At 75.0% G+C, this 24,656-nt stretch carries 15 protein-coding genes; 5 read left to right on the forward strand and 10 right to left on the reverse strand.

The window, feature by feature from the left end; translation table 11 throughout:
- Nucleotides 1-34: 34 nt before the first annotated feature.
- Nucleotides 35-1,063 (forward strand): ADP-ribosylglycohydrolase family protein, encoded by a 1,029-nt coding sequence (locus tag D459_RS0115110; RefSeq protein ID WP_017593852.1) that lies wholly within the window; start codon nucleotides 35-37, stop codon nucleotides 1,061-1,063.
- A 251-nt stretch (nucleotides 1,064-1,314) separates the two neighbouring features.
- Here D459_RS0115110 and D459_RS0115115 read toward each other — a convergent pair whose 3' ends face one another.
- Entirely contained in the window at nucleotides 1,315-1,992 is a 678-nt protein-coding gene (locus D459_RS0115115) for a hypothetical protein (RefSeq protein ID WP_017593853.1), read from the reverse strand.
- A 524-nt stretch (nucleotides 1,993-2,516) separates the two neighbouring features.
- Here D459_RS0115115 and D459_RS0115120 point away from each other — a divergent pair.
- Complete coding sequence (locus D459_RS0115120; RefSeq protein WP_017593854.1) at nucleotides 2,517-3,200, forward strand: alpha/beta fold hydrolase; 684 nt, start codon at nucleotides 2,517-2,519, stop codon at nucleotides 3,198-3,200.
- A gap of 126 nt (nucleotides 3,201-3,326) precedes the next feature.
- On the opposite strand, the gene D459_RS0115125 is transcribed toward D459_RS0115120, so the two are convergent.
- A complete protein-coding gene (locus D459_RS0115125) occupies nucleotides 3,327-3,809 on the reverse strand; it encodes a PH domain-containing protein (RefSeq protein ID WP_017593855.1) in 483 nt (160 codons plus the stop codon).
- 159 nt (nucleotides 3,810-3,968) lie between these two features.
- Between D459_RS0115125 and D459_RS0115130 the strand changes: the two genes are divergently transcribed.
- Nucleotides 3,969-4,385, forward strand: a complete 417-nt coding sequence (locus D459_RS0115130) for a hypothetical protein (RefSeq protein WP_017593856.1) — start codon at nucleotides 3,969-3,971, stop codon at nucleotides 4,383-4,385.
- Nucleotides 4,386-4,824: 439 nt separating this feature from the next.
- Here D459_RS0115130 and D459_RS0115135 read toward each other — a convergent pair whose 3' ends face one another.
- On the reverse strand, nucleotides 4,825-5,682 hold the full coding sequence (locus D459_RS0115135) for an NAD(P)H-binding protein (protein ID WP_017593857.1): 858 nt from the start codon (nucleotides 5,680-5,682) through the stop codon (nucleotides 4,825-4,827).
- A gap of 68 nt (nucleotides 5,683-5,750) precedes the next feature.
- Between D459_RS0115135 and D459_RS0115140 the strand changes: the two genes are divergently transcribed.
- Nucleotides 5,751-6,530: a TetR/AcrR family transcriptional regulator gene (locus D459_RS0115140; protein WP_152522986.1), complete on the forward strand. Its 780-nt coding sequence runs from the start codon at nucleotides 5,751-5,753 to the stop codon at nucleotides 6,528-6,530.
- 390 nt (nucleotides 6,531-6,920) lie between these two features.
- On the opposite strand, the gene D459_RS0115145 is transcribed toward D459_RS0115140, so the two are convergent.
- Both D459_RS0115145 and D459_RS0115150 read right to left on the reverse strand, forming a co-directional pair.
- The gene (locus tag D459_RS0115145) at nucleotides 6,921-8,006 is read right to left on the reverse strand and encodes a CU044_5270 family protein (protein ID WP_017593859.1); all 1,086 of its coding nucleotides are present in this window, start codon (nucleotides 8,004-8,006) and stop codon (nucleotides 6,921-6,923) included.
- Nucleotides 7,994-8,557: an RNA polymerase sigma factor gene (locus D459_RS0115150; RefSeq protein ID WP_017593860.1), complete on the reverse strand. Its 564-nt coding sequence runs from the start codon at nucleotides 8,555-8,557 to the stop codon at nucleotides 7,994-7,996. The genes D459_RS0115145 and D459_RS0115150 overlap by 13 nt, the downstream gene beginning before the upstream one ends.
- Nucleotides 8,558-9,061: 504 nt before the next feature.
- Here D459_RS0115150 and D459_RS31695 point away from each other — a divergent pair.
- Nucleotides 9,062-11,800 carry an AfsR/SARP family transcriptional regulator gene (locus D459_RS31695; protein ID WP_081620583.1) on the forward strand — a complete coding sequence of 913 codons (2,739 nt, stop codon included), beginning with the start codon at nucleotides 9,062-9,064 and terminating at the stop codon, nucleotides 11,798-11,800.
- Here the strand turns inward: D459_RS31695 and D459_RS31700 are convergent.
- The 5 genes from D459_RS31700 to D459_RS31715 form a co-directional block, all read right to left on the reverse strand.
- On the reverse strand, nucleotides 11,747-16,132 hold the full coding sequence (locus D459_RS31700) for a non-ribosomal peptide synthetase (protein WP_051065436.1): 4,386 nt from the start codon (nucleotides 16,130-16,132) through the stop codon (nucleotides 11,747-11,749). The genes D459_RS31695 and D459_RS31700 overlap by 54 nt on opposite strands.
- Nucleotides 16,129-17,940, reverse strand: a complete 1,812-nt coding sequence (locus tag D459_RS31705; protein ID WP_081620584.1) for a carbamoyltransferase family protein — start codon at nucleotides 17,938-17,940, stop codon at nucleotides 16,129-16,131. Before D459_RS31705 ends, D459_RS31700 begins: the two co-directional genes overlap by 4 nt.
- 50 nt (nucleotides 17,941-17,990) lie before the next feature.
- Nucleotides 17,991-19,298, reverse strand: a complete 1,308-nt coding sequence (locus D459_RS0115170) for a Zn-dependent hydrolase (protein WP_017593863.1) — start codon at nucleotides 19,296-19,298, stop codon at nucleotides 17,991-17,993.
- 73 nt (nucleotides 19,299-19,371) lie between these two features.
- Nucleotides 19,372-23,367: a non-ribosomal peptide synthetase gene (locus D459_RS31710; RefSeq protein ID WP_017593864.1), complete on the reverse strand. Its 3,996-nt coding sequence runs from the start codon at nucleotides 23,365-23,367 to the stop codon at nucleotides 19,372-19,374.
- An 11-nt stretch (nucleotides 23,368-23,378) separates the two neighbouring features.
- Complete coding sequence (locus D459_RS31715; protein ID WP_161634168.1) at nucleotides 23,379-24,644, reverse strand: MFS transporter; 1,266 nt, start codon at nucleotides 24,642-24,644, stop codon at nucleotides 23,379-23,381.
- Nucleotides 24,645-24,656: the final 12 nt, after the last annotated feature.

Below are 24,656 nucleotides of genomic sequence, written 5' to 3' on the forward strand. Positions count from 1 at the left end.
CCCGTGCCCGCCCCACCGCTGAAGCAGGAAGCCCATGAACCAGAAGACCGACCTCCCCCTCCGGCGGGACCGGGCCGCCGGGGTGCTGCTCGGCGCCGCGGCCGGCGACGCCCTCGGCGTGCCCTACGAGTTCGCGCCGCGCCTCGGCGACAACGAGGAGCCGCGGATGAAGGGCGGAGGGCTGGGCCCCTACGCCCCCGGCGAGTACAGCGACGACACCCAGATGGCGGTGTGCCTGGCCGAGACCGCGCTGCACTTCCCCGACATGCGCGGCGGCGAGGCCCGCCGGTACGCCGCCGAGGCCTGGCTGCGCTGGTACCGCGAGGGCGCCACCGACATCGGCAACCAGACCGCGAGCGTCCTCTCCGCGGCCGCTCCCCTCTCCGGCACCGGCGCGGTGGCCGAGAAGATGGCCGAGACCGCCCGGGAGCGGCACCGGTCCGGCGTCCCCAGCGCGGGCAACGGCTCCCTCATGCGCACGGCGCCCCTCGCCCTGGCCTACCTCGACGACCCCGGGACCCTGGCGGAGGCCGCCTGGGACTACAGCGCGATGACCCACGCCGACCCGCTGGCGTGCGAGGCCTGCGTGCTGTGGTGCGAGGGCGTCCGCCACGCCGTGGTGCACGGTACCTTCGACGGGGTGCGGGCGGGCCTGGACCTGGTCGGCGCGGAGGGCCGCGACCGGTGGCGGGCCTGGCTGGACGAGGCCGAGGCCGAACCGCCGGCCCGCTTCTCCCCCAACGGCTTCGTCGTCCCCGCGCTGCAGGCCGCCTGGTCGGCCGTCCGCCGCACCCCGGTCCCCGAGGGGGAGTCCCCCTCCGGCCACCTGCGCCTCGCGCTGGAGGCCGCCGTGCGCGCCGGGGACGACACCGACACCGTCGCCGCGATCGCCGGGGCCCTGCTCGGCGCGGCCTGGGGCGCCTCGGCCGTCCCGGCCCACTGGCACCAGGCCGTGCACGGCTGGCCCGGCCACCGGGCCGAGGACCTGATGTCCATGGGCGTCCGCATCGCCTTCGGGTCCGGCGGGCAGGCGGGCGGCCCCCCTCGGGACGCGGACGCCTGATCCCGGCCGGCCGGGAGGCGGCCCGCCGGAACCGGTGTCCTCCCGGCCTCCCCGGCCGCGCCGTTCGGGGGCGGCCCGCCGGGCACTCCCTTGCGGCCGATGGCGCCGGGGCCGGAAGCGGTCGGCCCCGCGCCGATGAGCGGCGCGGCCGGCCGCTTCCGGACCGTACCGCCGTGCAGATCCGCGCTCCGGGCCCGCGGCGCCGCCGGAGAACTCGGAAGAGCACCTCGGAGCGCTGGGATCCGTTCTCGTCAACGGCCGTTGGAACCGCGGCCGCTCTTGATGACGTCCCCGTTGAGCTTGAACGTGTAGTAGTAGTCGCCGTCGCCGTCCACACGCATGATGTTCTCGGGGTACTGGTTCTTCCACGTCACCCCCAGGACCGTGTTGACGATATGGTCGCCGCGGTCGAGCCTCCACACCTCCGCCCCTCCCGGGCGGCCGGAAATGCGTTCCCTCTCGTTCTTCACATGTCCGGACTGGACCTGGTGGACGGGGTCGACCTCATCGAACCAGCTCTTCTGGGTCGGTTTTCCGACGACGTCACCGGTGTCCGGGGAAAAGGTCCACTTCACCTGGTGGAACCAGACCCAGGCGGTATTGCGCAGCAGGGTGACCTCTTCATACCGCACTCCCGCGTGGGCGGTGATCCGGTCGGAGGAGCCTCCGGCGGCCTGCTGCGGCGGAGGCGATTCGAACACCTCCAGTTCGCTCAGTCGCGGGTCGGGCGTGTGCTCGGCCACATCGGGGTGGTGTTCCTTGATGTAGTCGAGGTCGTCTTCGGTCCAGGACCCGTCCTTGATGGCTTGCAGGGCGGAGTCGAGTTCTCCGGCGTCCAGGGCCTCGCCTGAGGCCGGGGCCGCAGAGGCCGCCGTGATCAGCAGAACCGCGAGACCACCCGCCCAGAGCGCCGCCTTTCGCTCGCCCATGATTTCACCTCCGAATTCACTAATTACCGCCACGTCGATGGTAACCGCCGGCGAATACCCTGCCATCGTCCGAATTCGGCCACACGCGAACCCCGAGTGCCCACCCCTGCCCTCCGAAGGCGGGCGCGGTGAACCGACCGCAGATCAGGGAGGGTGAGAGAGGGAAAAATGCGGCGAAATCTCCAGTCTGCCCCATTCCTCGGCCGGTGCCGCGCGAAAAGAAAGGTGGAGATAAGTGCATGGCCGAATTCATTTCGCCGTGCCATGCTGGAGGGATGCTCTGCAGGGTGCGGGCGGCGGATCCCGCAGCGGTCTGCCCTTCCTTCTTCTCCGGGGGCACCGGACCGGGAGCGCTCGGCCGGAGGCCGCGAAAGCCCCGTTCCGCTCCGGCGGGAGGCCTTTCGCCCGCGGCAGAACCGGTGGCCGGATGCCGGAGGGCGGGGCAGGATCCCGGTGAGGGCGCCGCAGGGGCCCGGCCGCGCTCGGCGGCGGGGCCTCCCGTTTCCGCCTCGAGAGGAAGAGCGATGCCGGACGTCGTCCTGGTGCACGGCACCACCCAGACCGCCGCGGGCTTCGACGGGGTGGTCGAGGCGCTGCGCCGGAGCGGGCACCGGGCCCGCGCCGTGTCCGTCCCCGGTGCGGGGGCCCGCACCGCCGGGGAGTACGCCCGCATCCTCGCCGCCCAGGTCCCGGAGACATTCGACCGGCCGGTCGTCGCCGCCCACTCGGCCTCCGGGCTGCTCCTGCCCGCGCTCGCCGAGGAGCTGGACTCCCGCCGCCAGGTGTGGATCGCGGCGGTGGTCCCCGACCACGCGGGCCGGCGGAGCCTGATGGAGGAGGTCCGCGCGGACCCGCCCTCCGTCTTCAACCCGGACTGGATCGGCGTCGACCCGGCGAGCGATCCGGCGCTGGCCGCCCGCTTCCTCTTCCACGACGCCGGCCCGGACGCACTCCGCAGGGCCCTGGGCACGGTCGCCCTGTGCGACCTGTCGAGCGTGCTGGCGGCCCCGTCCGAGCACGACCCGGCCCGCCGCCCCTCCACCTACCTCCTGCCCCTCGGCGACCGGGCCCTGCAGGTCTCCTGGATGCGGCGCGCCGCCCGGGAGCGGCTGGGCGTGGAGCCGGTCGAGGTCGAGGGCGGGCACAACTTCTACGCCGCCCGGCCCGGCCGCTGCGCCCGCCTGATCCTGCACGGGGCGGAGGGCTGAGCGGGAACCGCCGCCCGGAGGCCGCCTTCCCGCGCAGGCCGCCGGGGCGTTTCGGCGACGCCCCGCCGCCGGCATGGCACCGGGGCCGCACCGGACCGCTGCGGCCCGGCCCCGCAGGCCGCCGGGTCAGGGGGCCCGGTCCGGGGCGCGCAGCTCCGCCCATGCGCCGCGGACCAGCTCCAGTTCGCGGCGGAAGAGCAGCTGGTACTCGTCGAAGTAGAGCAGCCGCACCCGCCCGCCGCCGCGGCGGTGGGCGAAGGTGAGCAGGCCCGGCGGGCCCAGCGGCGGCGTGGCGTCGACGTTCCGCTCGGTGCGGATGTCGCTGATCTCCTCCCAGCGCAGCCGCCGGACGCGGAGCACGCCGCGGACCCGGATCCCGTCCAGGCCGACCGAGGTCCCCGAGCGCCGCAGCGCCCACACCAGCCAGCCGAAGACGCCCAGGCCGACGCAGCTCGCCAGCGGCGGGACCCACGCGGGCGCGGCGTCCTCGGGGGCCGCCCACGGGCCCAGCACCGGCAGGCAGAACCAGAGCGCCAGCGCGGCGGTCGCGATCCGCCTCTGGCGCGGCATCATCCGGTACTCCCGCGGCAGCGACTCCCTCGCGCCCATTCCCACCTCCAGGGCAGAGACTAGAAGGCGGAGGGAAACGGCGGGGGAACCGGCCGTGGCCGCGAGGCGCCGCCGGGCGGAGGCGGGCCGGCGGCCGGGTCGCCGCCCGGCCCCTTCCCGGGGTAGAGGGAGTGGTCGGCGATCAGGCGGGAGGGCCCGGTGGGGCAGGAAGGCGGCGAGGGCGGCGAGCCGGTGCGGGCGGTGCCGCCGAGCCGGTCGCGCCGGGCCGTGCTGAGGTTTCCCACCCTCTTCCTCGTGCTCGGGGTGCTGCTGAGCCTGGGGGCGGCCCTGGTGGGCGGGGCGGCCGTGGCCGCCGTCTGCCTGCTGCTCCTGGATCCGGGCGAGGCGGCCGGCCTGGGGTGGCGCTTCTGGGCGTCCCTGGGCGCCGCCGCCGGGGCCGCCTTCGCGGTCTGCCTGTGGATCTCCCACGCCTTCGACGAGGACGGCCACGACCCCACCTGGCAGGACACCGTGGTGCTCAGGACCCTGGCCTTCGGCACCGGCGCCGCGGTCTTCGGCCTCTTCCTGGTGGAGCTGTTCTTCCCGCTGCTTCCGCTCATCGGCCCGCACTTCTGAGCGGGGCTCCCGCCCGTTCTGCGGGGCGGGGGCGGAGCGGCGGCCCGGGCTCCGGCCCCTGTTCCGGAGTCCGGCTCCGCCGCACCCGCCCCGGAGGCGGGAGGAGCGCAGAGCGGTCCGCCCTCTCCGGCCGCGGCCGGCGGCGGATCCGCCGGGAGGGCTCCCGGTGCGGGCCGCCCCGGCGGCACTCCCCGCTCCGGGCCGGCGGCCTCCGACCCGGGGCGCGGTCCCCGAAGACGGCCAGGCGGTCCCCGGCCCGGCGCCCGGGTGCGCGGGCGGCGGCGCCTCGGAGACGGGAAGGCGCAGGGCGGTCCGCCCTCTCGGGCCGCGACCGGCGGTGGTCACCGGCGGCACCCCCTCGGGGCCGGCGGCCTCCGTCCCCGGGGCGCGGCCTCCGGACGGCAGGGCCGGGGAGGCGGCCCCTGCTGCGGAGAGCGGGTCAGGCGAAGTCGTGCGCGTGGTCGGCGGCCCATTCGCGGAAGGTCCGCGCCGGTCTGCCGGTGACCTCCTGCACCGTGTTCCACACCGGCTGGGGCGTCTCGGCCATCACCGCGTAGGCCGCGAGCATGCCGTCGATGTCGGGCTCCGCCCACCCCTCGGCGCGCATGGCGGCGCGGACCTCGTCTTCGGAGAGCTCTTCGAAGCGGACCGGCCTGCCGAGCACCTCGCCGATGATGCGCACCTGCTCGACCTGGCTCAGCGCGGCGGGCCCGCTCAGCATCAGCCTGCGGCCGGTGCGGCCGCCACCGGCCAGGGCGCGCACCGCGACGTCGGCGATGTCGCGCTCGTGGATCAGGGCGCGGCGGGCCCCGCCGAAGGCCTCGCGGACCACGCCCGCGCGCACCTGGTCGGCCCAGTGCAGCAGGGAGGCGGCGAAGCTGGCGCAGCGCAGGTGGGCCCACTCGGCGCCGGAGTCCTCGACCAGCCGCTCCAGGCGGGCGTGGAACCGGTTGACCGGGTCCGCCTGCTCCGCCTTCCGGTCGTCGATCCCCGCGGAGGAGAGGTAGACGATCCTGCCGGTCCCGGCGGCGATCGCGCCGACGGCCGCCGGGGCGGCCTCCACCGGCGGGGACGGCCAGACCAGGAAGGCCGAGTCCGCGCCGGCGGCCGCGGCCGCCAGGCCCGCCGGGTCGGTGAGGTCGCCCCGGACCGCCTCGGCGCCCTCGGGCAGGGCCGCGCTGCGCGGGTCCCGCACCAGGGCGCGCACGGCGCGCCCCTCCGCCAGCAGCCCTTCGGCCACCTTCCGGCCGACGTTGCCCGTCGCCCCGACCACCAGGTGCACGCTCCGCTCCGCCATCGCGGGCTCCCTCCGCTCCACACTTCTGCGTACGTTGTACTCGAGCGTACAGGGTACTCACCGCTACGATGTACGCAACCGCTTTCCGCCCAGGACCGATCGAGGAGGAGCCCGTGGCCGCCCGCCCCCCGGCCGAGGAGATCATCTGGATGCGCCCGGACCGCTCCCGGCCCGCGCCCCGGGCGGCGCTGTCCCGCGAGCAGATCGCCGCGGCCGCGCTCGCCGTCGCCGACGCCGAGGGCGTGGACGCGGTGACCATGCGGCGGATCGCCCGGGAGCTGGGCAGCGGCACCATGTCGCTCTACCGCCACGTGCGCACCAAGGACGAGGTGATCGACCTCATCGTCGACGCCGCCCTGGGCGAGGAGGACCGCCCCGCCGGGCCCTCCGGCGACTGGCGGGCGGACCTGCACCGGCTGGCGGAGGCCAAGCGGGCGGTCATGCTGCGCCACCCCTGGCTCGCCCGCGCCGCCGCGGGGCGCCCCGCCCTGGGGCCCAACGCGCTCGCCTCCACCGAGTACGCCCTGGCCGCCCTGGCCGGGCGCGGGCTGGCGATGGAGGAGGCCGCGCGGGTCATCAACACCCTGAACGCCTTCGTCACCGGCTTCGTGCAGACCGAGGTGGAGGAGGCGGCCTGGCGCCGCCCCCCGGAAGAAGAAGGGGACGGGGGCGGCGGTGACTGGCGCGAGCGGACCCTGCCCTACCTGCAGCAGGTCCTCGACAGCGGCCGGTTCCCCCACTTCACCCGGCTGGTGAACGAGGCCGAGCCCTACCCCGACACCGGGGAGGCCTTCGCCTGGCAGCTCCGGCGCGTCCTCGACGGCCTCGCCGCCGCCGTCCCGGAGTGAGTGCGAAGGGCCGATCCGCCGGGCCCTCCGCGAAGAGCGGGGACGGCGCCCGCCGCGCCCGGGCCCCGCGGCCCCGGGCGCCCGCCGCCGGCGGACGCAGTGGTCCGGCGGGCCCCGCAGCCGCCGCCGAGGCCGACGGCACCGCCGAGGCCGCCCCCGCCGGCGCCCCGGTTCCGGGAGCCCTGCGGCGGCCTCCGGCCCGGCTCTCCGCCGGCGGCCCGGGGCCGGGCCCTTCGGCCGGTCTGCCGCCGGGCGCACGCCGGAGGGGCGGGGCCGCCGCACGGTCCCGCCCCTCGTACCGCGGCGGCCGTCCTTCCCTCCGCGGGGGTGCGCCGGCCGCCCGGGCGGAGGCCGGGCCGGGAAAGGCCCGGCCTCCGGGGCCGGCCGCCGCTAGGGGCGCTCGCCGACCCCCTTCACCCAGCCCGACCAGACGTAGCTGACCTGCTCGCTCAGCAGCGGGTACTCCAGGCCGAAGTCCTCGGCCCGGCCCAGCTCCGGGTCCTCCTCCAGCAGGGTCGCGTCGCGGTAGAGCAGCGACCCGTCCTCGGGGTCGTAGAGGTAGCGGCGCTCGGACACGCTCATGTCGTCCTCGACCCGCAGCGAGAAGAGCTCGCCCTCGCGGTGCAGCGGGTCGGTGGCGGTGCCCAGGTAGCGCACGTCGGCGTGCTCGGCGAGGACCCGCTGCACGGCCGCCTCCTCGGGGCCGGAGAGCGGGCGCGACCCGTACAGCACCTCGGCGGAGCCGACCAGGTTGGCCGGGGAGTCGTCGAAGGGGTCGTCGCCGAGGCCGCCGAGGGCCTCGACCATGCCGCCGGTGTCGGTGGGCAGCTCCTCGGGCCAGCGCATGGAGGGGGGCGCGGTCTCCTCCGTGCTCTCGCTCCGCCGGTCCAGGAACCACTCGTGGTCGGCCTCCTCCCCGCCGGTCTCCAGCGGCGGCCGGGGGTGGGCGTCCCGGCGCGTCTCGCCGCCCGGGCCGGCCCAGGTGTCCCACTCGTAGGGGATGAAGCCGTACCCGCGGGTCTCCTCGGGGTCCTCGTCGCCGGCGTTCGCGGTGAGCCGCTCCAGTTCGGTGCCGGTGGAGGAGACGTAGGCGACGCCGCCCTCGCCCGGGGCGCCCCCCCGGTCCTCGGCGGTCTCGGCCAGGGCCAGGAGCCGGTCGGTGCCGTCCACGGGTTCGCCCCCCTGGACCTCGATCGGGTCGGGCGGGGCCGCGTAGGCGGCGGGGATCCCGGCCGGATGCCCGGAGGGCTGCAGCAGGACGACGGCGCCCACCGCCACGGCGGCGGCCGCGGCTCCGGCGGCCAGGACGGGGATGCGGCGCCGCAGCAGGCCGGCGCCGGCGGGCGCCGCGGAGTCCTCCTGCAGCCGGGCGACGGCCTGGGCGCGGGCCCGGTGCCGGGCGTCCGGTTCGGGGGCGGTGCCCGCGGCGGGGTCGGTGCCGTCGAGGGCGGTGCGCAGTGCGGTCAGGTCGTCCATGCCGTCTCCTTCGAAGTGCGGGCCCGCTCGGGTCCGGGCGTTTCGGCCATGAGGGCGGCGAGCCTCTTGCGGGCGCGGTGCAGCCGCCCGCGGGCGGTCACGTGGGCGCAGCCCACGACTTCGGCCGCCGCGCGGGTGTCGAGCCCCTCCCAGGTCACGAGCATCACGAGTTCACGCTCGAGCTCGGTCAGCCGGGCCAGGGCGGCCAGGGCCCCCGCGCGCTCGACGACCTGCTCGGCGTCGTCGGTGTGCACCCGCACCCGGCCGGGATCGCGGACGAGGGATCCGGCGATCCGCTCCTGCCGCTGGTTCCGGCGCAGGTGGGCCAGGGTGATGCGGCGCGCGCAGGCGTACAGCCAGGGCAGTTCGCTCCCCGCTTCCAGGCGCCCCCGGTTCCGCCAGGCGGCGACGAAGGCCTCCGAGGCGACGTCGTCGGCGTGGTCGGCGCCGACCCGGCGCCGCGCGTACCGGTACACGGCGTCGTAGTGCTCCTCGAACAGCACGTTGAACGCGCGCTGGTCGGAGTGGTCCCCGACCCTGCTGCGTCTCATAGGCGTTCCTCCCGTTCCTTTCACCCACTTATGTCGGTACGGAAGGCGCGTGTTCGGTCGGCGCCCGACATTTTTCCGGACGCCCCTCCGCGGCGGCCGCCGGCGGCGCGGGGGCGGGGCGCGGACCCGGACGGCCCGGGGCCCTCGCCCCCTCCTCTCCGCCGCCGGCGCCCTGAGCTCCTCCGGGGCCGGCGGGCATGCGGCGGAGTACCTCCGCCCGGCCCGGATGCGAGTCCCGTTCACCGCCGGTTCCGGGACCGGCGGTCCCGCCGCCGGCCCGCTCGGGGATCCCCGGCTCCCCCTGCCCTGCGCATTCAAGCCCTGATCTAAAGTCCTTGACCACTCGCACCAATGAATTTTAATATCCTTTTTCAACTATAGAGAAGAAATTCCGAACGCCCCCACGCACCCCGATCTCTTCTTTGAGCACACCTGGAACATCACCCCCAAGACCATCCCGCCCCCTTCCGCGGATCACCCCATCGGACACCGGGCGGGCAGATCATGATCCGCCCGCCCTCCCCCGTCCCCCCGTTCTTCCGAGAAAGGGCGTCACAAATCTTGCCCGATCACCGCTTTCCAGCCCGGCCCGGCACCGCCCCCTCGAAAGTGAGATTCGACGTTCTCGGCCCTTTCCAGGTCCATGCGGCGGCCGGGGAGCAGCCGCTCCTCCCCGGCCGCCAGCAGATCCTCCTCGGAATCCTCCTCCTCAAAGAGGGGAACATCGTCCCCCTGGAGCAGTTGATCGACACCGTCTGGAGCGAATCCCCGCCGAGCACCGCCAGGACACAGGTACAGATCTGCATCTCCAAGCTGCGCAGATTCCTTTCGGCGGCCGGATCGCACTCCACCATCACAACGGAGCATTCCGGATACCGCCTCCGCCTCAACGGAGACGAATTCGACCTGGAACATTACCGAAGAAGGGTCGCCGAAGCGGAGGCCTTTTCACAGGAAGGACGGGAATCCGATGCCGCGGACGCACTGCGGGCGGCACTCGGCCTGTGGAAGGGAGAGGCCCTGGAGGGGCTCCCCAGCCCTGCGCTCCGGAACAAAGCGGTTCGGCTGGGCGAGGAGCGGATGAACACGGTCGAGCTGTACGTAGGCACCGAACTCGCCCTGGGGAACCATTTGCGGATGGTCACCGAATTGCGTTCCCTGGTCGACGAGCACCCCTACCGGGAGCGCTTGCGCGCCCAGTTCATGCTCGCCCTGTACCGGTCGGGCCGCCGGGCCGAGGCCCTGGAGGCGTTCCGCACCGGCCGGGAGCAGCTGGTGAAGGATCTGGGAATCGAGCCGGGCGCAGAGCTGCAGGGCATGGAGCAGGCCGTCCTGCGCGGCGGTCCCGAGCTCGATGCTCCGCGAGGCCCGCACGGCGGATTCACCGCTCCGGAGGGAGCGGAGCGCGCCCCTGCCGTCTCCGCCCCGCCGCCCCCGCCCCGGGTCGAGCCGGAGCGGGCTCCCCCTTCCCCGTTCCCCCGAGTGGCCCCCTGCCAGCTCCCGTCCGACCTCGGCGACGTCCTCGCGCCCCCTGAGCTGCTCGCCGCGGTCCACGAGGCGGCCGTCGGCGGCGACAGCCACAGCGCCGTCCGGGTGGTCGTCATCGCGGGCGGGGCCGGCTGCGGCAAAAGCGCGACGGCGATCCACCTGGCCCACCGACTCGCGCGGGAGCACTTCGTCGACGGCCAGGTCTACTGCGACATGCGGGGCATGAGCGGCGAACCGGTCGACCCCGCCGATGTCCTGCTCGGTTTCCTGCGCGCATTCGGCGTACCCGCGCAGGAGATCCCCGACAGCCCGGCACGGCGCGCCGCGATCTTCCGCGGCCTGCTGGCCGGACGGCGTGTCCTCGTCGTCTTGGACGACGCCGCCTCCATCGCCCAGGTGCGGCCGCTGCTGCCGGGGTCGGGGACCTGCGCCGTTCTCATCACCAGCCGCGCCCGGCTGTCCGGTCTTCCCTGCAGCCGCATCTTCGAACTGGGCGCCTTCGCCCCGGCGCAGGCGATGGGGTTCCTGGAGTCCGCACTGGGGGCCGAGCGCGTCGCCGGCGGCCGGGGCGCCGCCGCGGCGCTGGTCGACGCGGTGGACGGGCACCCCCTCGCCCTGCGGATCATCTCCGACCGGCTCAACGCGCGCCCGCACTGGAGCATCGGGGCGCTGCACGGCCGCCTGGCCGATCCCCGCCGGTGCCTGGACGAACTCTCCCACGGGGAACTGGACCTGCGGTCGCGCCTCCGCTCCGGCTACGACGCCCTTTCCGACCGGGAGCAGCGGGCGTTCCGCCTGCTGAGCATCACCGACGGGGAGAACATCCCCGTCTGGGCCGACGGGGCTCTCACCGGGATCACCGACACCCCGCCCGGAGACATGTCCGAGCGCCTGGTGGACGTCGGCCTGCTCGGCGTCGCCGGCACCGACGGCGCGGGCCACGCCCGCTACCGCCTCTCCAAGGTCGCCCGCCTGTACGGCCGTGAGCTCCTCCGCGAGCAGGAGCCCGGCGAAGAGCGGAAGCACGCCGTCGAACGCCTGGCCGGCGGCTGGCTCACCGCGGTGGACGAGGCGGGCCGGCGCCTCCTCGGCGGCGCCTCGCCCATCCCGCGGGAAGGAGCGGCCCGGTACCCCCTGCCCGCCTCCTACCTGGAGGACGCGCTCGGCGACCCGGCGCTCTACCTGGAGCGGGAACGACCAGCGCTGCGCTCGGCGATCGCCCTGGCCGCCGACGGCGGAGCCGCCGGGGCCTGCTGGAACCTCGCCGTCGCCCTGGCCCCGTTCCTGCGTGAGCACCGCCGTCTCTCCGAGTGGGAGAGCATCAACGACATCGCGCTGGTGGCCGCTCTGCGCAGCGGGGACCGGCGGGGACAGGCCGCCCTGCTCTTCTCCCGCGGGATGCTCTTGTGCGCCCGGGGGCGGCGCAGGAAGGCCGTGCGCACCGTCGGCCGGGCCCTGGCCGTGTTCGTCGAACTGGGCGACTCACCATGGGCGTCGGCGTGCCGGGCCTGGCTGGAGCGCGAGGACCGGGGCCGGAAGAAGAAGGCCGCCGAGCGGCCGGACGCGGCCCAGGTCGTCTTCTCCCGGGTGCGGCCGTGCGGTGACGCCCGGGGCCGGACGGTCGGGAGGCCGTTCCCGTCCCCCCTCTCCCGGGGCCCGGCGGTGCCGGCGCCGCGCGGCGCCGGCACCGCCGTCGGCGGATCAGCGCGCGCTGAGAGGCCTCATGTCGGCCCAGACGGCCTCGATGTGGTCTAGGCACTGCTCCCGGGTGCCCTGCGGCCCCTCGGCGCGCCACCCCTCCGGCACCGGCCGCTGCACCGGCCAGACGGAGTACTGCCCTTCCGCGTTGACGACCACCGCATAGGTCGGCCCCCCTCCTTCTCCGGGGGTCCGCGGGGCCGGCTCCCCGTCCGGGGCGGCCGAGGCGCGGCGCTTCAGCGACGCCCGGTCCTGCGCGGGCAGCGCGCTCAGGTCGACGAGCCTTCGGGCCCGCTCGGACACCTCCTCTCCGGCGCCGATCGCTCTCGCGATCCCCCGGGGAGTGGGATCGAGCATGAAGTCGGAGATCGGCAGCCGGCACCGCAGCGCGCGGCGGATCCGCCCGGCCAGCCGCACGGCGTCCAGGGACCTTCCGCCCGCGGCGAAGAAGTCGTCACCGGACCCGACCGCGGAGGACGGCACCCCCAGCGTCCCGGCCATCAGCACGGCCACGGCCGCGGCCACCGGGTCCTCTCCGGCCCCGGGGCGCCCGCCGTCCAAAGCGTGCGCCGCGGAAGCCGGGGACGGCAGGGCCGAGCGGTCGACCTTGCCGTTCCGGTTGAGCGGGACCGCGTCGATCTGCATCAGCGCGGCCGGAAGCAGGTGGGAAGGGAGCCGCTCGCGCAGATGCTCCAGTACCTCCGAGGCCTCCAGCGGCCGCTCGCAGACGTAGTAGCCGAGCAGGCGCCGGCCGCCCGGGGCCCCGGCCACCGCCACGACCGCCTTGGCGACGTCGGGGTGGTCGGCGATGGCGCTCTCAACCTCCCCGGGCTCCACCCGGTAGCCGTTGATCTTGACCTGGTCGTCGAGGCGGCCGTGGAACTCCAGGTTTCCGTCGGGGCGCCGGCGCCCCAGGTCCCCGGTCCGGTAGAGCCGCCCGCCCGGGGCGCCGAACATGTCGGGGACGAACCTGTCGGCGGTGAGCCGCTGCTGCCCGCCGTATCCGCGCACGACGCACGCGCCCCCGATGTAGAGCTCCCCCTCCCCGCCCACGGGCACCGGAAGCATGGCCTCGTCCAGGACGTACATCGTCGTGTCCGGGATGGGGAGGCCGATCGGGAGCGTCTCCCCCTCCTCCTCCGCGGTGACGAAGTGGACGCAGTTCCCCACCGACGCCTCCGTCGGGCCGTACTCGTTGAGGACCGGTGTGGCGGGATCGAGCGCGCGCCACCGGTCGAGCACCTGCCGCGGGAACGTGTCCGCCCCCACGGCGAGCAGTCCGCACAGGCGTCGCGCCTGATCCGGTTCCAGGAACTCGGCGAGCAGGTCGAGATGGCCGGGGGTCAGCTTGATGAAGGCGTAGGGCGCATGCTCCATCAGCGCCTCGGCCAGCTTCTCCGGCGGTGTGTCCTCCGGGACGACGTGCACGGGCTGCCCGGTGAGCAGCGGCGCGTAGATGTTGGGGACGATCATGTCGAAGGCGAACGAGGAGAAGAGCGGCGCTCCTCCGGTGCGCGGCCCTACGTAGTCGCTGACCGCCCACGCCAGGTAGTTGGCGACGGTGCGGTGCTCGACCACGACCGCCTTGGGCCGTCCCGTGGAGCCGGAGGTGTAGATCACGTACACGGGGTTGCGCGGGGCGACCCGGACCTCCGGCCGATGGTCGGGGGCGGTTCCGGCCGGTGCCCGCGAGGCGCCCAGAACGGCCCCGTCGAACCAGTCGGCCCGCCCCCCGTCCTCGTTCACCAGGATCGGCGCGGACACCTGCTCCAGCATGAAGCGCTTGCGGGCCTCCGGGTAGCCGGGGTCGATCGGCACGTAGGCGGCGCCGGCCTTCATGACGGCCAGCAGCGCGACCGGCATGTGCTCGGAGCGCCCCAGGCACACGCCGACCGCCGTCTCCGGGCCCGCCCCTGCGGCGATGAGAAGGTGCGCGAGCCGGTTGGCGCGCGCGTCCAACTCTTCGTAGGTCCACTCGGTCGAGGCCGAGCGCACCGCCACGGCCCCGGGGGTGCGGTCGGCCTGCGCTTCGAAGAGCGCGTGCACGCAGGCCTCGCTCGGCCGCCCGGCGGCTCGGGCATGGGTCTTCGCGGCGGCACCGGTGCGCGGCGGCTCGCCGAGCGGATGCCGCTGGATCGGCCGGTCCGGTGCCGCGCACGCCTCCTCCAGGAGGGCGGTGTAGGCCTCCGCCAGCCAGCGCGCGGTCTCCGGGGCCAGTGAACGCGAGTGGTCGACCCTGCCGCGGAGGCGCTCGCCGTCGTCGGTGACCGTGAGGGTCAGCTCGTACTTGGCCGTCCCCGTGTCGACGAGGCGCTGGGACCAGACCGTTCCCGGAACCGGCTCGCGCCTGCCGGTCACCTCGTCCAGTTCGAACAGCACTTGTACCAGCGGCGGCCGGGACGGGTCCCGCCGCGCTCCCAGTTCAGCGACCAGTTCATCGAAGGGGAGCTCTTGGTGCTCCAGGGCGCTCGCGACCTCGCGGTGCGCGGCCTCCACCGCGGCGCCGAAGGAGGCGGAGCGCCCATGCCCGGTGCGGATCGGCACCGTGTTGAACAGCGGCCCCACGACGCCCTGGCCCCCCTCCGCGGCACGGCCGCCGACCGTCGTGCCGATGACGATGTCCTCCTCTCCGGTCCAGCGCTGCAGAAGCGCCTGGAAGGCCGCCATCAGCACGGCGAACACCGTCGTCCCGCTCTTCGCGGCGAGCGTGCGGGCCGCCTCCGCCACGGCCGGCTCCAGTGTGAAGGGCAGTGCGGCGCCCGCGGCGCCCTGATGCGGCGAGGGCGGCACGTCGAAGGGGATGGCGATGCGGTCCGGCGCGCCGGCCAGCCGCCTCCGCCAGTGGGCGAGGGCGCGGTCGCGCCCTCCGTCGCGCAGGCGGTCGCGGCGGCGTTCGATGGTCTCCGCGTAGCCGGGCGCCCGGGGAAGGCCGGCGGCGGCCCCGCCCGTCTCCTCCGCATAGAAGGCGGCCAGTTCGTCCAGGATCACGGTGATGGAGGCGCCGTCGGCGACCATGTGGTGCAGCGTCACCAGGACGGTGTGCTCCCGCGGGGACAGCGTCACCGCGTCCACCCGCATGAGCACCTCCCCCACCAGGGAGAAGGGCTCTGCGGCCAGGTCCCGCAGCAGCCGTTCCGCGGCCGCCCTCGGCGCGTCCGGGCCATCGGCGCCGACCGTGTGCGTCCTGACCTCGACGCGCGCCTCCCGCCGGACCTCGGGAACCGGGCGCCCCTCATCGTCCCGGAAGACCGTCCGGAGGGCCTCATGCCGCTGTACGACGGTCCGCACGGCGCGGGAGAGCGCCTCCGTGTCCAGGGCTCCGTCGACGTCGACGGCCCAGGGCATGTTGTATCCCGGTGTGCCCGGCCGCAGGTGTTCGAAGAACCAGATGCGCTCCTGGGCCGCGGAAGCGCCGCCCTCGGCGGCCTCCCGGGGGGAGGGCGGCGCTCCGCCGCCCGGAGCGGATGCGGCGGCCTCCTCCGGGGCCGGGCGGGCCTCGTCCCACAGGTCGGTGACGCTCCTGGCGGCCTCCTCCACCGTCGGCGCCTCGAACAGCAGGGCCGCCGGGACGGCGACGCGGAACCGGGACTCCATGCGCCGGGCGGCCTTGAGCGCATGCAGGGAGCCGCCGCCTTCGGCGAAGAAGTTGGCGTCCCTGCCCAGGCTCTCCGTCCCCAGGACCGAGCACCAGATCTCGGCGACGGCCTTCTCGACGCGGCCCCGGGGAGGGGCTCCGGGAGCGCCGGCGTGAGGCTCCGCCGATACGGGCGCGCCCGCAGCCTCTTCGGCTCCGGTCGGGGTGCGCGGGCGCTCGGCGACGTCGAGCAGCAGTCCCCGCCAATGGTCCAGGAGCTCTGCCGCGCCGTCCTCGGTGAACAGGCCCGATTCCCAGTCCAGGGTGAGGGAGAGCCTGCCGCCCTGTTCGCGGAGCCGGAAGACGGTGTCCTGTTCGGGGAAGTCCGCGGGGGCCGCCTCCCCGCCGCCGGACGCCTCCACCACGAGCGCGATCGCCAGGCGCTCGGGGACCGTCCCCGTACAGGCCCGCCCCCGGTCCAGGTCCGGGTGCTCGGCGACGGCGCCCAGGTCGGCCGCGTCCGCCAGGTCGACGGAGAGTTCGACGGGCGCCGGCGCCTCGGGGGCGAGCAGCGCCAGCCGCGGCCGGGCGGTGGCGCAGCGGCGCGCCACGAGGACGAGGAGCGCGGCCGTGCCCAACCGGGGCAGCGGCGGGCGCGGCGGAGCCGGGGCCAGGATCCGGGCGGACGTCGGCCCGTCGAGCTCGACCGTGTGCGAATCGCGCAGATAGCGGCGGAGCGGCGGCGCCGGCGCGTCCGTGGGCAGGGCCACCCGGTTCCCGGATGCTTCGGCGGTGTGCGACCGGAACGGTGTCACCTCCGCACCTCCGTACCGCGTGCGGTCGGCGCGGCGCCCTCCACCGGCCTGTCGGCGCTGCCGACGAGGTGGCGCCCCAGGACCAGGTGGTCGATGCGCGAACGGAGATAGGTGTCCAGCGCGGTGCGCGGATCGGCCACCACGGGCTGGCCGCGCAGGTTGAAGGAGGTGTTGAGCAGGACGGCCGTCCCGGTGGCCTCCCCGAAGGCGCCGATCAGCCGCCACAGCCGCTCGTTGTCCTTGCGGCGCAGCACCTGGACGCGGGCGGTCCCGTCCACGTGGGTGATGGCCGGCAGGCGTTCGCGCCACTCGGGGCGGGTGCGCACCACGAAGAGCATGTGGGCGTGGCGGCCGAGGTCGCCGCTGAACTCGAAGTAGTCCCGGGCGTCCTCTTCCCTGACGACGGGGGCGAAGGGCCGGAAGCCCTCGCGCTGCTTGATGAGGGCGTTCATGCGGTCGCGCATGCCGGGGTCGCGGGGGTCGGCCAGGATGCTGCGGTTGCCCAGTGCCCTGGGGCCGAACTCCATGCGCCCCTGGAACCAGGAGACCACGCGTCCGTCGGCGAGCAGGGCGGCCACCCGCCGGGCGAGCTCTTCGTCGCCGCCCAGTTCCACCGACTCGGCTTCGGGCGTCTCCCGCAGCACGCGGCGGTAGTCCCGGTCGGAGTAGCCGGGGCCCCAGTAGGGCATGCCCATTCGGGGCCGCGCCCCTTCTCCGGTCTCGCCGACGTGGACGGCCAGGGCGGCTCCCAGGGCCGACCCGTCGTCGCCGGAGGCGGGCTGGACGAAGACCCCGTCGAACACGCCGCTCCGGGAGACCGTCCCGTTCATGCTGCAGTTGAGTGCGACCCCTCCCGCCATGCACAGCCTGCGGTGACCGGTGGCCTGCCGGAAGTGGCGGAGCGTGTGCAGCATGCAGTTCTCCAGAGCGGCCTGGAGGGCCGCCGCCACGTCCATGTGGCGCTGTTCGACCGGTTCGCCGGGAAGGCGGGGAGGACCGAACCTCCGCGCGATCGCGGCGAGGGCGCCCTGGTGCGTCTCGCGCTGGTCGGGGGTGCGGTTCTCGGCCAGGACCGGGACCACATGGCCGCCGTCGGCCGCGGGGCGGACCAGCTCCCTCATCCGGTCGAAGTAGCGGGCGGGGTCGCCGTAGGGGGCCAGGCCCATGACCTTGTACTCGTCCATCGCGAAGACGAAGCCGAGGTAGAGGGTGAAGACGCCGTAGAGCGTGCCCAGCGAGTGCAGCGCGGGGACGCGGTGCAGCGGTTCCATACGGCCGCCGCGCGCGGAGTAGACGCTGGTGCTCTCGGACTCCCCCATGCCGTCGGCGACCACGACCAGGGCCTCGTCGAAACCGCTGAGGTGGTAGGCGCTCGCCGCGTGGGCGAAGTGGTGGGCGACGGGGGCGAAGCGGCCGGGACCGGCGGGTCCGGGCCAGTGCCGCTCGACCAGGCGCCGGGTGGCCTCCGGGGCGTGGACGGTGTCGTGGACGGCGCGCGCGTGGGCATCGAGGCTCCGCCCTTCGGCCCGGCCGTAGTCGAAAGAGTGCGCGACGACGTCGATGTCGGACATCTTCATGCCGGCGGCGTCGAGGCAGTACCGGATGGCGTTGAGCGGGAAGTCGCCGGTGGTCTTCTCGCCGGTGAACCGCTCCTCCGCGGCGGCCGCCACCACTTCGCCGCCGCTGACGAGGGCGGCCGCGGAGTCCAGTCCCTGGACGATCCGGTAGCTGCGCTCGTCCAGGCCCGGCATCCGCTCGCGCTTGAAGGCGATGGAGCCGTCCATTCCGCTGATGCCTATGACGTGCATGTGTTCCTCCGTTGTGGGTGCCGGCGCCGCCTTCGGCCGCCGGAGCGGGGTCAGTGGGCCCTGCGGCGCGGTTCGGCGCCGGCGCGCCCCAGGCCGAGCACGGTGCGCAGGAGAACGTCTGCGCCGTTGACGACGTCGGCGTCGCTGGAGTGCTCGTCCGGCGCGTGGCTGACGCCTCCGGCGCTGGGGACGAAGATCATTCCGACGGGGGCCGCCTCCGCGATGATCTGTGCGTCGTGGCCGGCGCCGCTGGGCATCTCGATCGTGCTCAGCCCCAGTTCCTCCGCCGCGGCCCGCACCCGGCGGCGCAGGCGGGGCGCGCACGGGGCCGGCTCGACACGGTCGGCGACCTCGACCGCGACGCCGGTCCCCGTCTCCGCCGCGACCGCCACGGCGCGCGCTTCGAGGGCCGCGACGCCCCGGTCCAGTGCCTCCGGGTCGACGTCGCGCATGTCGGCGCGCAGCCGCACCCGCCCGGGGACGACGTTCCACGCGCCGGGTTCCACATCGCAGCGGCCCACGGTCGCGACCCGCACGATCCGGTCCTCGGCCGCGAGCCCGCGGACCGCCAGGACCAGGCGCGCGGCGGCGGCCAATGCATCGCGGCGCATCTCCATCGGCGTGGTCCCGGCGTGGTTCGTCCGGCCCGTGATCTCGACGTCCGCCGTGACCCGCCCGGTGATCGCGGTGACGACGCCGATGTCGATCCCCCGTTCTTCGAGGACGGGGCCCTGCTCGATGTGGAGTTCGAGGAAGGCGTCGATGGACCCGGGAGGCCATGCCGCCTCCCCGATCCGGCCGAGGTCTCCACCGGCTCCGCCGACCAGCCGCTCCATCGGGTTGCCGAGGACGTCGACGGCGGTGATGTGCTCGCGGGTCAGGGACCCGGCGACGGCGTGCGATCCCCACATCCCCGGGGTGCCGTTGCCCCCCTCTTCATTGGCGAAGCAGACCGCGGCGAGCGGCCGGTGCGTGCGCAGTCCGAGTTCGCTCAGCGTCTGGACGACCTCGATCGCGCCGAGGACCCCGAGTGCGCCGTCGTAGGCGCCGCCTTCGGGCACCGTGTCGATGTGCGACCCGAGCATCAGCACGGGCGTGCCGGACCGGAGGGCCGGGGGCAGGCCGATCAGGTTGCCGGCCGGGTCGACCTCCGGCCGCAGTCCGGCTTCGGCCATGAAATCGGCGATCAGGGCCCGGCCTTCCTGTTCCTCCGCGCTGAATCCGATGCGCGAGATGCCGTGCCCGGCCCCGATCCGGCGGAGCCGCTCCAGTCTGTCGAGCAGCCTGCGCGCATCGACGCGCGGGGCACCGGTGGACCGGTCCGCTTCAGGGGCGAAGGTCGGTGGTTCCAGGGACATCGTGCTCTTTCCGTTCGCGTACGCCGCTGACACGGCCTGTTGCGGGAGGAGTCGGCGGGGCCGGCTCCAGGGATCAGTCGGCCCGGCGGGGTCCGGGGGCGTCCGGTCCGCCGAGCAGGTACCGGGTCGCAAGGGGGCCGACCCGCTCCAGGGCCACGGGGCCGAGCAGGTCGTGGTGGGAGACGGGCATGTGCCGGGCGATGATCTCCCCGCGCACCTCACCGGCCCAGGCGGCCGCGTTCCGGCTGTGTTCGGTGAAGACCAGCAGGAGGTCTCCGCGGTAGACCCGGGACACCCGCGGTCCCCCCAGGCCCATCGAGCGGGCGTAGCTCTGCAGGATCCGCTCGGCCTGGGCCGCCGTGATCGCGCCCCACGTCGGGCTGTGGGCGCGCAGCGCCCGTGCCACTCCTTCGGCGGTGAGGGCCGCGGCGTCCTGCTCCGCCGCCGGGACCCCGAAGTTCTCCAGGGCGCCCCGGATCACGGCGGGGGACCGGGGGGAGAAACCGGACGCCTTGCGCACCGCGACACCGGGGTTGCTGTCGAGGACCACGACCCTGTCCACCTCCTCCCCCTCCTCCTGGAGCCGGACGGCCATCTCATGGGCGACGGTGCCGCCCAGCGACCATCCGAGCAGGCGGTAGGGCCCGGTGGGCCGTACGCGGCGGACCCGTGCGACGAGGTCGGCGGCGAAGGCGCCTATGTCCGCCGGGGCGTGGTCGGGGTCGGTCAGCCCGGGCGACTGCAGCCCGTGGACGACGAGGTCTCCGGGCAGGTGGCGGAGCAGGCCCGCATAGGCCCAGGCGAGGCCGGTCGCAGGGGCGACGCAGAAGAGAGGCGTGCTCTCTCCGCCCTCCCCGCCGGGCCCGCGCAGCGTGAGGAGGGGGGCGAAGCCGGCCGCGGCGGCGCCGGGGGGCCTGCCGCCGCCGCGGCCGGCGAGAGCGCGGGCCAGCGCCTCCACCGAAGGGGTCCGGAACAGGTCGGGCAGGGCCAGGTCGGCCCCGAGCGCCGACCGCAGCCGCGTGACGAGCACGGCCGCTCGGAGCGAGTTCCCGCCCAGGTCGAAGAAGGACGCCGCCGTGTCGGCCTCCGGGAGGCCCAGTACGTCGCAGAAGTGCCGGTGCAGTTCGCGCTCGGTGTCCGTGCCCGGTGCCCGGGCGGGGCGCGGGCCGGGCTCGGCCGCGCTCCGCGCCAGCGCGGCGCGGTCGAGCTTGCCGTTGGAGGTCAGCGGGATGTCGTCGACGACCGCGAAGGCCGCAGGGAGCATGTAAGCGGGGACCCGCCGGGCCAGGCGGTCGCGGACGAGCCCGGTGTCGAGGGCCGCTCCCTCCTCGGGCAGCAGGTGGGCGACGAGCCCGGTGGGCGCTCCCCCTCCGGCGGACCGGGCGGTCACCACCGCCTTCGCCACCGACGGATCCTCCTCCAGGGCGGCCTCCACTTCGCCCGGCTCGATGCGGAACCCGTTGACCTTGAGCTGCTCGTCGCGGCGCCCCAGGAACTCCATGGCGCCCCCGGGCAGCATCCGGCCGAGGTCGCCGGTGCGGTACATGCGCGACCCGCCGCCGGCGAAAGGGTCGGGAAGAAACTTCGACGCGGTCAGCGCGGGGAGGCCCCCGTAGCCCGCGACGACGCAGTCGCCTCCGATGTAGAGCTCCCCCGTGCTGCCCCGCGGCACCGGGTTCAGGTTGCCGTCGAGGATGTACATGGCGGTGTTCGCGATCGGGGAGCCGATGGGCACCCCGCTCGGCGGCACCGGGCCCTCGACCCGGTGGACGCAGTTGCCCACCGACGCCTCCGTGGGCCCGTACTCGTTGACGACGGGGGTCCGGGGGTCCAGTGAACGCCAGGCGTCCAGGACGCGGGGCTGGAAGGTGTCGGCGCCGACGGCGAGCAGGGAGCACAGGCGCCCCGCCTCCTCCTCCGTCAGCTGCTCGGCCAGCAGGTCCAGATGGCCCGGGGTCAGCTTGATGAAGGCATAGGGGGCGTGCCGCATCAGGGCGGCCCCCAGCCGGGAGGGATCGGTCCCCTCCGGGACGACGGTCACCGCCTGCCCCGTGATCAGCGGAACGTAGATGTCGGGGACGAGCATGTCGAAGGAGTAGGAGGAGAAGACCGGAGCTCCCCCTGTGCCGCCGGCCGCGTACTCCTCGCGGCACCACTCCAGGTAGTTCACCAGTGTGCGGTGCTCCACCATGACCGGTTTGGGGCGGCCGCTGGATCCGGAGGTGTAGATGACGTAGGCGAGGTCGCCGGGCGCCGTTCCCGCGTTCGGGCGCCCGCGGGCGCCGGGTGGGGCCGGCGCGTCCGTGCCGACCGTCTCCCCGCCGTGCCAGGAGGCGTCCGTTCCGGGCGCCGCCACCAGTGTCCCGGCCGATGCCTGCGCCATCATGGACCGCTTGCGCTCCGCCGGGTAGGCCGGGTCGACGGGGATGTAGCCCGCGCCGGATCTGAGCACCGCCAGCAGGGCGATCACCATCTCGGCGGACCGGTCCGCGCAGACGCCGACCAGGCTGCCGGGCCCGGCCCCGCGGGCCTGCAGCGCGTGCGCCAGCCTCCCGGTCTCGGCGTCCAGCCGGGCATAGGTCCACTCCCGGTCCCCGCAGCGCAGGGCGACGGTTCCAGGGGCCGCGTCGGCGGCCCGTTCGAAGAGGTCGGTGACCGTGCAGGCCCGAACCGGGCGGTCGGGGCCGCGGAAGGCGGCCTCGAGCCCGGTGCGCTCCTCCGGTGAGAGGACTTCGAAGGCGCCGATGCGCCGCGCCGGATCCTCGGCCGCCTGCCGCAGGACCCTCACCAGCGCGTCGGCGATGCGTTCGGCGGTGTCGGCGTCGAACAGGTCGCAGGCGTAGCCGAGCGCGCCGGACAGCCCGGCGGGCCCCGCGCCGTCGTACCGCTCGGTCAGACCCAGGTCCAGGTCGAACTTGACCGTTCCGTTGTCCACGCCCGCCGTATCGGCGCCGAGGGCGGCGGAGCCGCCTTCGGCGCCCTCGGGGACCGGGGCCCGGTTGAGCGTCAGCATGGTCTGGAAGAGCGGGTGCCTGGACAGGGTCCGTACCGGCTGGAGGCGTTCCACCAGCAGTTCGAACGGGGCCTCGCCGTTGGCGAAGGCGTCGGCGGCGGTGCGGCGCGCCCTGGCGAGCAGGTCGGTGAAGGCCGGATCTCCGGAGGTGTCCACGCGCAGCACCAGGGTGTTCACGAAAAGGCCGATGTTGTCGTGGAGTTCCGGTTCGCTGCGGCCCGCCGTCGGCGCACCGATCGGAACGTCCGGTCCCGCTCCGAAACGGGTGAGGGTCGCGGAGAGTGCGGCCAGCAGCACCGTGAATAGGGTGCAGCGCTCCCGCCGGGCGAGTCCGGACAGGCGGGTGTGGAGGTCTCTGCCGAGCACGACGGGAACGGCGCCGCCCCGCTGGGTGGCCTCGGCCGGCCGGGGCCGGTCATAGGGGAGCGCGATCTCTTCCGGCAGCTCCGCGAGCCGCCGCTCCCAGTAGGCCGTCTGCGCCGCGAGCGGACTGCCGGGATCGGAGGGGTCCCCGAGCAGCTTCCGCTGCCACAGCACGTAGTCGGAGTAGCGGACGGGGAGCTCGGTCCAGGAGGGGGCCGCTCCGCCGAGGCGTGCGGAGTAGGCGGCGTTCAGCTCGCGCAGGAGGACGCCGCACGACCATCCGTCGATGGCGATGTGGTGGACGACGACGAGCAGTGTGCCGCCCTCCTCTCCGGAGTCCGCGAGCAGGGCCCTGATCGGCGGTTCCGCGGCGAGGTCGAAGCGGTGCCGGGCGAAGCGGGCCAACTGCGCCTCCGCCGGCTCCGCACCGTCGGCGAGGTGCAGGAGCGCCGGGACGTCGACGACGGAAAGGACCCGCTGCACTGGCCCGGTGCCGGTTTCGGGGAACACCGTGCGCAGCGGCTCGTGCCGTTTCACGACGTCGCGGAGCGCCTGTTCGAGGGCCTGGGGGTTCGGCCGGCCGGTGAGCCGGATGCGGACGGGGACGTTGTAGGCCCCGCCGGCGCCCGAGAGGCGCTCCGAGAACCACAGGCCGCGCTGGGCGTAGGACAGGGGTGTGCTGCCGGAGTGCATCCGTTCAATGCCTATTCGTGGTCGGTGGGACGGCGGGGGTCGGTGTCTTCGGGCGCCTTGCGCTCCTGCTCCGCCGATGCGGCGCGGGCCGCCGCCCTGCGGAACGCGGGGAGGTAGCACAGGAGCGCGGCCGCCAGCAGGGCGCCGGCGGCGAGCAGTGGCAGTTGGAGGTCGATGCGGCCCAGCAGGCCGCCCGCCGGCGCACCGAGGGCGGCGGCACCCCAGGCGAACATCCGCCGGGTGCTGGTGGCGCGACCGAGCAGCCGGTTCGGGGTGATGGACTGGAACAGGGCCTCCCGGACGATGTTGGAGGCGGTCAGCGCCGCGCCGAAGACCGCCCAGAGGGCAGCCGCGGCCACGGGGTTCCCGGTGGTCCCCAACCCCAGGAGGGAGGCCGCCAGGGCGGCCATCGCCACCGCGAACACCCGGGTCCTGCCCCAGCGGTCCGCGAGGCGCGCGGTGAGGGCCGCGCTCGCGAGGGCGCCGACCGCCGAACCCGCCATGAAGACCCCGTACAGGGCCGCCGGGACCCCGAAGACCTGCTGGACCACGAGGACCAGGACGGACGTCGCCATCGGCAGCGCGGTCATCGTGGCGATGTTGTAGGCGACGTTCGCCCGCTGGACGCGGTCGCTCCACAGAAAGCGCAGCCCGGCGGCGACGTCCCGGCGGAAGGAGGGACGCGGCTCCGCGCCCTCCCGCATCGGTGCGGCCGCTGCCGGGGATGTCGGGAGGAGCAGCAGGACCGCCGCCGCCAGGAGATAGCCGCCGGCGTTGGCGAACAGCGGTGCGGCCGCGCCCACCGCCATGAGGACGCCGGCCGCGGGGGAGCCGGCGAAGTCCTCGGTGACGACCCGCCCGCCCTCCAGGCGGCCGTTCGCCCGGTCCAGCCGGCCCGGAGGCACCAGCGTGGGCACCATCGCCTTGGCCGCGCTCTCGTACACGGTCTCGCAGCCGATGACGACGAACATGGCCGCGTACAGCAGCCAGATCCCGCCGTGCCCGGCCGCCAGCACCAGCGCCGCCGCGATCAGCGCGCCCCCTCGGACCGCGTTGGCGACGGCGATGGCGCGGCTCCGGTCGATGCGGTCCGCCAGCGCCCCGGCGGCGACGCCGAAGAGCAGCCACGGCAGGAAGCGCGCCGTCAGCAGGGCCGAGACCTGCAGCGGATCCGAGGTCATCGTGGCCGCGATGAGCGGAAGCCCGGTCATGAGCAGCCCGTCGGCGAAATTGCTCAGGCAGTAGGCGCCCCAGAAGCGGTTGAAGGCGCGCCCCATGGGTCCGCCGCT

The organism is Nocardiopsis potens DSM 45234, from assembly GCF_000341105.1.
Classification (GTDB): Bacteria; Actinomycetota; Actinomycetes; order Streptosporangiales; family Streptosporangiaceae; genus Nocardiopsis_A; species Nocardiopsis_A potens.

What these genes read in the sequence shown, in the direction of transcription:
- D459_RS0115125 (WP_017593855.1), bottom strand. Translation starts at nt 3,809, where the DNA reads ATGGGCGCGAGGGAGTCGCTGCCGCGGGAGTACCGGATGATGCCGCGC.
- D459_RS31705 (WP_081620584.1), bottom strand. Translation starts at nt 17,940, where the DNA reads ATGCACGTCATAGGCATCAGCGGAATGGACGGCTCCATCGCCTTCAAG.
- D459_RS31695 (WP_081620583.1), top strand. Translation starts at nt 9,062, where the DNA reads ATGATCCGCCCGCCCTCCCCCGTCCCCCCGTTCTTCCGAGAAAGGGCG.
- D459_RS0115120 (WP_017593854.1), top strand. Translation starts at nt 2,517, where the DNA reads ATGCCGGACGTCGTCCTGGTGCACGGCACCACCCAGACCGCCGCGGGC.
- D459_RS0115110 (WP_017593852.1), top strand. Translation starts at nt 35, where the DNA reads ATGAACCAGAAGACCGACCTCCCCCTCCGGCGGGACCGGGCCGCCGGG.
- D459_RS0115115 (WP_017593853.1), bottom strand. Translation starts at nt 1,992, where the DNA reads ATGGGCGAGCGAAAGGCGGCGCTCTGGGCGGGTGGTCTCGCGGTTCTG.
- D459_RS0115135 (WP_017593857.1), bottom strand. Translation starts at nt 5,682, where the DNA reads ATGGCGGAGCGGAGCGTGCACCTGGTGGTCGGGGCGACGGGCAACGTC.
- D459_RS0115170 (WP_017593863.1), bottom strand. Translation starts at nt 19,298, where the DNA reads ATGTCCCTGGAACCACCGACCTTCGCCCCTGAAGCGGACCGGTCCACC.
- D459_RS0115140 (WP_152522986.1), top strand. Translation starts at nt 5,751, where the DNA reads ATGTACGCAACCGCTTTCCGCCCAGGACCGATCGAGGAGGAGCCCGTG.
- D459_RS0115145 (WP_017593859.1), bottom strand. Translation starts at nt 8,006, where the DNA reads ATGGACGACCTGACCGCACTGCGCACCGCCCTCGACGGCACCGACCCC.
- D459_RS31710 (WP_017593864.1), bottom strand. Translation starts at nt 23,367, where the DNA reads ATGCACTCCGGCAGCACACCCCTGTCCTACGCCCAGCGCGGCCTGTGG.
- D459_RS31715 (WP_161634168.1), bottom strand. Translation starts at nt 24,644, where the DNA reads ATGGGGCGCGCCTTCAACCGCTTCTGGGGCGCCTACTGCCTGAGCAAT.
- D459_RS0115150 (WP_017593860.1), bottom strand. Translation starts at nt 8,557, where the DNA reads ATGAGACGCAGCAGGGTCGGGGACCACTCCGACCAGCGCGCGTTCAAC.